Here is a 6,000-nt window from a genome sequence, read left to right as displayed (position 1 = left end):
CGGGGCGGATGGTGTAAGAGATATATCCGGTCGGGGCAATCTGGGTGGGCGGGAACGCCTGCAGACTCATGTGGCGGCCCATCGCGGCCCAGTCCCAGCGGGACTTGACAAAACCAGCCGGTGGAAGAATCCACCGGCGACCGGCGTGGGTCGGGATCTCGCTACCCACACCGTCCGGAAATGCGATCTCCAGTAGGGGCGACCGGCCAGCCGCCCCTACGTCCCGGGCGTAGCCACCGAATTCCATTCGATGGCGGGTATTCACAAGTGGGAGCCGTCTCCAGACGGCGATGCGCCGATCGCAATCTGGAGATTGCTCCCACGACTGGCCAGCCGAGGCGGGCGCAGCGCTCAGGGTAGCCATCGCTGCCAGTACTACGATGAGTGCAACCAGGGCCATTTTCGCTCGTGCTTCGGGGTTCATGTTCTCCCTCCGTCCCTACTCCCAGGTGGGAACCGTCTCCAGACGGCGATACGCTCGTCGCAATCTGGAGATTGCTCCCACGCCTTATTCCTCCATCGCCGCACTGTTTTATCGCTGGCGGCTCAGATTATAGCGCAGCATTCTCCGCTAATGGAAACTCCGCCTTCAAGAAAACGCACCATAGGAGAAAAAAAGAAAGAGGAGTAAATCCCCCTCACCCAGGTGATTTACTCCTCTCCCGCATTGTCGTAGGCTATTGGTTGAGATCGGCTTCCAGTTCCCGGTTGATCTCGTCGGTTTGCAAATGTTCTTGAACGATCACTTCCACGCGGCTGACTCCCTCCACTTCCGACACCTTTCGCCGGATCTCCCGCCCGATGTGCAGGGCGAAAGGCTTCGGGCAGAAAGGCACGGTGAGGTGATAACGCACGCGGACAGTATCACCCTCGATCTCGACTTTGTCAATCAACTCCCGCTCGATAATGGAACGCCCGAACTCAGGATCTCTCACCTTCGCCAATTGTTCCCAGACGGCCTGTTCGTTGATCATAGTCATTGCTCCTTCGTTTCAAACTGCGCACACAGACTGTCGGCGAGATAGCCCATCTGCGATTCGATCTGCACCGACGCCAGCGGCTCGATTACCAGCGCCATAGGACCCAGGCCGACCATCTCCAACGTGAACTCGACCCCTGTCTCAGTCGGGCCCTGGGGCACCAAATGCAAGTGCCCCACCGTCTCCAGATGAGCGCCGCGCCCGTGCCAGTGGATGTCGCGGTCGCCAACCCCAAACTCCAGATCGAACCACGGTGTCCTGGTGATGCTGGACATGGGCGATTTCAGCCGCCAGCGAATGGACGTGTCCTCTCGTTCTGTCGCCTGCACGAAGGCCAAACCTCCGCCCACGCGGGCCGGATCGCTAAGATAGCGGTGCACTTCATCCAGCGGCCTATGTACTGCAAACCTTTGTGTACCTTTCGCCATACTCATCCTCCTCAGACGACGATGATCCCCTCGCGCGGTGCGTGGGTCAGGAGTTGGGCTCCGCTGGCGGTTACCAGTGCCGTATCCTCTACCCGCGCCCCACCGATGCCGGGAACCGATAGGATGGCATGCCCGACCGCCAGGGTCATCCCTTCTTCCAGCGGCACCAACACGTCCTCCGGGAAGATAGTGGGGAAGGGTGTCTCCTCGAACCCCAGGCCGATGCCATGTATGAAACCGCGCAGGTAGTAATCGCGATAGCCGGCCTGGTCAAGCAGTTTCTCGATTTGCTCCTCAATCCGATGCAATGGCTTGCCTGGTTGAGCCTCATTCAAGGCGGTGGTCTGCATTCGATAATACAGATTGTAAAGTTCCGCTGCCTTTTGGGATGGTTCGCCAACCGAAAAGGTACGGCAGATGTCCGCACAATAGCCCTGATAGACCGGCCCGATGTCCACCACAATCAGGTCGCCGGACTCAATCGCCTTGCGTGTGGCTGTGCCATGGAGCCAGAGGGAACGGCGGCCCGAGTTCACGAACATGGGAAAAGACAACCGGTCCATGCCCTTTTTCTTGAGCACATACTCGACTTCGGTGGCCACGTCCAATTCCGTGACGCCCGGGCGGATGACCTGCTTGGCCGTCTCAATGCCCAGGTCGGCCAGAGCAGAGGCCTTGCGGATCAAGTCTATCTCTTCCGCTGACTTCACCTGGCGCAAGGGCGACACAAGCGGCTTCGAATCCACCAGCTCGACGCGCGGGTTCGCCATCTTGAAACGCTCGAGCAGAAAAGCAGGCGTCCCGAACTCCATCGAGATAGCCACACGGGGTCTCTCGCCCACCGTTTTGAAATAGGACATGATAGCCAGCATCATCTCATGGAGGCCACGATAGGGACGTATGTCCTGCAAGCCAGTGTTCTCCCGCGCTTCTTCGACCTCACTGGCGAAGACGAGCAAGATAGGATCGCCTTCTCGCGGGATGATGGCTCGAGGTTGGCGACGCAAGTCGCCGGTGAAGTAGACATAATCTTCTGATGTCAACACTAACAGCGCGTCCACATTTTGGGTCGCCATGATTTCCTGCAGACGAGCAATACGCTCGCGGTGGATAGCATCCATAACTACACCCCTTCTCTATTGCAATCCTTTGCAAAGCAAAACAAATGCCGCCATTTCTCAATTACAATTTACCACAGATGCTGCATTTCTGTCTGTGACAAAAGTCACGTCAAAAAGGCGCAAGGCCCCGTTCAGCAAACAACTATGCGAAGGGGCCTTGCTATCCTACCATTGTCCTCACGCAGTTCAGGTGACGTGTGGACCTGATAACTGCGGGGCTTACGCTTGCCATTGGCGATGCGTAGTACTTCTCATCGGCCAAGATTTGCAGCCGCTCGGTATTCGATTCCTTGCGCTAATACCACGGTCAGCGGCGGGCGGTTAGTAGCGGCGGGATCTACCGCCCCGTCGGTCACCATAGCCGCGCCCTCCACGCCGCTCGTCGCGAGGACGCTGTGGGCGCGCCTCGGCTACCGTGAGTTGGCGATCGTCCACCGTAGTACCGTTGAGCTGCGAGATCGCAGCCTGAGCCGCCTCATCAGTGGCCATCTCCACGAAGCCAAATCCCTTGGACCGGCCGCTCATGCGGTCCGTGATGATTGTGACTGAAGTGACTTCACCGATGGGAGTAAACAATTCCCGTAAAGCATCCTCGGTCATACTGTAACTGAGATTCCCGACGTACAACTTCTTGGTCATTCTTCCTCTCCTCCTGCCGCTGAGCGGCCATCATACACTTGACTAAAAGCGTGCTCGCCCAGGGAACGTCACCCTGGGCGAGCCACTCGGTTCTCAGTATGCACAGGGGCTGGTCGTATCCCGCTAATAGATCAAATTGGCTCCTCGGGCAGGACTCGAACCTACAACCAACCGGTTAACAGCCGGCCGCTCTACCGTTGAGCTACCGAGGAATGCATAATTATTATAGCAAACCTACCATATTTGGTCAAATTACAATTGCGCTTGCATCAAAACCGCCACTTGTTGCAGTGGGTGATCCTGCGAATGAGTGTGGACCTGCCGCGAGGAATGACCAATAGGGCGATATGATCCACTCCCAATGGCAAATCGGGCCCGGGGGTGAATACAAGCCATCGAGGAAAGGCGGAGAGGGCGGGATTTGAACCCGCGAGGCTCATCGCCTACACGATTTCCAATCGTGCGCACTCGACCAAACTATGCGACCTCTCCGTAGTATGTGCTACTGTATGCCAGCGGAGGGGGTGGGATTCGAACCCACGGTGAAGCATAAGCCCCACAACGGTTTTCGAGACCGTCCCGATCAACCTCTCCGGCACCCCTCCTCTGCAGTCTTCAGCACGTCCACTGACATTGAAAATTGTAGCACACACCGAAGAGAATGACAAAAGGCGCTAGGTTGTTGACAGAGGCAGCGCCTTCTGGTAAGATGTATCCCAGGTTGTCCCTACACAACGCTCGAACGGAGGAATACTTCTATGCGCGTCCCCATAATCGCTGGCAATTGGAAAATGCACAAGACGGTGGAGGAAGCCGTAGCCTTAGTGCGCAAGATGCGGCGCGGCCTGAGCGGAGTCAAAAGTGTCGAGCGCGTGCTTTGTCCCCCCTTCGTTGCCCTCACCGCAGTACGAGAACTTCTGCGGGCTACGGACATCAAACTGGGTGCGCAGGATATGTTCTGGGAAGAACAGGGCGCTTACACTGGTGAGATCTCGCCACTGATGCTCCGTGACCTATGCGAATACGTCATCATTGGCCACTCCGAACGCCGCCAATATTTCGCCGAGACGGATGAAACCGTCCACCGCAAGGCAGTTGCAGCACTGGCACATGGCCTTACGCCCATTATCTGCGTTGGTGAAAATCTGCAGCAAAATGAAAGCGGCGCGACAGAACAGGTCGTTTCTAGTCAAGTGCGAGCGGCACTGATGGGGTTGTCGGCAGATCAAGTGCGCGGGCTGGTGATTGCATATGAGCCCATTTGGGCTATCGGAACGGGGAAGCCCGCTACTGGCGCAGTGGCCAACCGTGTCATTGGGCTGGTCATCCGGGGCACCATCGCGGATCTGTACGACGAGAAAACGGCGTCGGCGATCCGTATTCAGTATGGTGGCAGTGTCAAGCCGGACAACATCGAGGAATTCATGGTCCAGCCGGAGATTGACGGGGCATTGGTGGGCGGGGCCAGCCTGGATGCAAATGATTTTGTCGAGATCGTACGGCGATCCGCCCGAGCCAAGGGACTGCCTTACTAACGAGGAGCCATGGAACTGTGCTTAGCACTTGGACGGCGGTGATCTGGCTGGCCTCGCTCTTAGCGTCCCTTATGTTCTTGAAGAGATGGCTGAACGCACACCTACAGGGGCTTGGCCTGCTCTTCTCTGGAGACAGAGAGGTAGCCACGCTGCTCAATTTCCTCGTGCTCTTGCCAGGTGTGGTATTACATGAAGTCAGCCACTGGGCTGTGGCTCGCCTGCTGGGTGTTAGAACGGGAAACCTCTCTATCGCCCCGAAACGCAAATCCAAAGGCAAGATCAGTTTCGGATCTGTGCGGGTAGCGGCCGTAGACCCGGTGAGGGAGAGCATCATCGGTGTAGCGCCACTAATGGTAGGTTGCACCTTGATCTTAGGGCTCGGCCATTGGCGCTTTGCCACAGGAATGATCACACCCCTCACCTTAGAAGCAGTGTCCTCGCTCCTGCGTAACCTTATCTTGGCCCCAGATGCGTGGGTGTGGCTCTACCTCATTTTCGCTATTAGCAATGCGATGTTGCCCAGCGACTCCGATCTGCGCCCTTGGAGGACGTTGCTCATCTTTCTGATAGCCGCAATTGCCATCCTCTACTTTGCAGGCGGTGGGCTAAAGATTCCTCCTGTCTGGCGAGGAGTGGTACAATCCGCCGCGAACTACCTAAACTATGCCCTCGTCTTGACTGCTACAGTGGATATTATCTTCCTGGTGCTGATCTTGCTCGTGGAAAAGACCGGAGAGATACTCCTACACAGAAAAGTGGAATATTGACTCATAGCCCCACGATCATGAAAACGGTGGGGCTATGAGTCTAAACTCCTCATCCCGGCGGCGAGCACTTTTTTCAGGACGAAGTTTCGATGTTATTTGGTTATCTGATCTCAACTACAGCGCCGGCTTCTTCCAACTTGGCTTTCGCCGCCGCCGCTTCGTCTTTACTCACGCCTTTGCGGATGACACTGGGACCACTTGCGACGGCATCCACTGCGTCTTTCGACTCCTTCAACCCCAAGCCGGTGATCTCGCGGACGGCCTTGATAACTTTGACTTTCTCTGGGCCGATTTCCTTGAGTATGACGTCGAATTCAGTTTGCTCTTGCACGGCAGCGGGAGCAGCCTCGCCAGCAGCGACCGCACCAGTCGTTGGGGCTGCGGCTACGGCGACGGATGCAGCTGTGACGCCCCAGCGCTCCTCGAGCGCCTTTTTCAATTCGACGAGTTCCAAGACGCTGAGTTTCTCGATCTCCTGTACGATTTTTTCAATGGACATGAAGTGTTACCTCCTCTAAGATTTCTTTCGC

8 protein-coding genes and 3 tRNA genes are annotated in these 6,000 nt (G+C 56.7%); 2 read left to right on the top strand and 9 right to left on the bottom strand.

What is annotated here, in order from left to right:
- The 8 genes from H5T64_08615 to H5T64_08580 form a co-directional block, all read right to left on the bottom strand.
- Positions 1-424 (bottom strand): hypothetical protein (locus tag H5T64_08615; protein MBC7264406.1); only part of this gene is annotated, 424 nt, incomplete at its 3' end.
- A 253-nt stretch (positions 425-677) separates the two neighbouring features.
- Positions 678-974 carry an iron-sulfur cluster assembly protein gene (locus H5T64_08610; GenBank protein ID MBC7264405.1) on the bottom strand — a complete coding sequence of 99 codons (297 nt, stop codon included), beginning with the start codon at positions 972-974 and terminating at the stop codon, positions 678-680.
- Between the two features lie 2 nt (positions 975-976).
- Entirely contained in the window at positions 977-1,408 is a 432-nt protein-coding gene (locus H5T64_08605; GenBank protein ID MBC7264404.1) for a hypothetical protein, read from the bottom strand.
- Between the two features lie 11 nt (positions 1,409-1,419).
- Positions 1,420-2,529: an aminopeptidase P family protein gene (locus tag H5T64_08600; protein MBC7264403.1), complete on the bottom strand. Its 1,110-nt coding sequence runs from the start codon at positions 2,527-2,529 to the stop codon at positions 1,420-1,422.
- 321 nt (positions 2,530-2,850) lie between these two features.
- Complete coding sequence (locus H5T64_08595; GenBank protein ID MBC7264402.1) at positions 2,851-3,168, bottom strand: RNA-binding protein; 318 nt, start codon at positions 3,166-3,168, stop codon at positions 2,851-2,853.
- A 137-nt stretch (positions 3,169-3,305) separates the two neighbouring features.
- Positions 3,306-3,380, bottom strand: a tRNA-Asn gene (locus tag H5T64_08590).
- Positions 3,381-3,574: 194 nt separating this feature from the next.
- Positions 3,575-3,660: transfer RNA gene (locus tag H5T64_08585), tRNA-Ser, on the bottom strand.
- Positions 3,661-3,684: 24 nt separating this feature from the next.
- A tRNA-Ser gene (locus H5T64_08580) sits at positions 3,685-3,773 on the bottom strand.
- Positions 3,774-3,926: 153 nt separating this feature from the next.
- Between H5T64_08580 and H5T64_08575 the strand changes: the two genes are divergently transcribed.
- Together H5T64_08575 and H5T64_08570 are read left to right on the top strand one after the other, a co-directional pair.
- Entirely contained in the window at positions 3,927-4,703 is a 777-nt protein-coding gene (locus H5T64_08575) for a triose-phosphate isomerase (protein ID MBC7264401.1), read from the top strand.
- 17 nt (positions 4,704-4,720) lie between these two features.
- Positions 4,721-5,470 (top strand): hypothetical protein, encoded by a 750-nt coding sequence (locus H5T64_08570; protein ID MBC7264400.1) that lies wholly within the window; start codon positions 4,721-4,723, stop codon positions 5,468-5,470.
- 100 nt (positions 5,471-5,570) lie between these two features.
- On the opposite strand, the gene rplL is transcribed toward H5T64_08570, so the two are convergent.
- Positions 5,571-5,969 (bottom strand): 50S ribosomal protein L7/L12, encoded by a 399-nt coding sequence (rplL, locus tag H5T64_08565; GenBank protein MBC7264399.1) that lies wholly within the window; start codon positions 5,967-5,969, stop codon positions 5,571-5,573.
- Positions 5,970-6,000 lie beyond the last annotated feature (31 nt).

This window comes from Chloroflexota bacterium (genome assembly GCA_014360825.1).
Lineage (GTDB): Bacteria > Chloroflexota > Anaerolineae > UBA2200 > JACIWT01 > JACIWT01.
The sequence above is the reverse complement of the archived record's forward strand: the minus strand, read 5'-3'. Positions and strand labels throughout refer to the sequence as shown.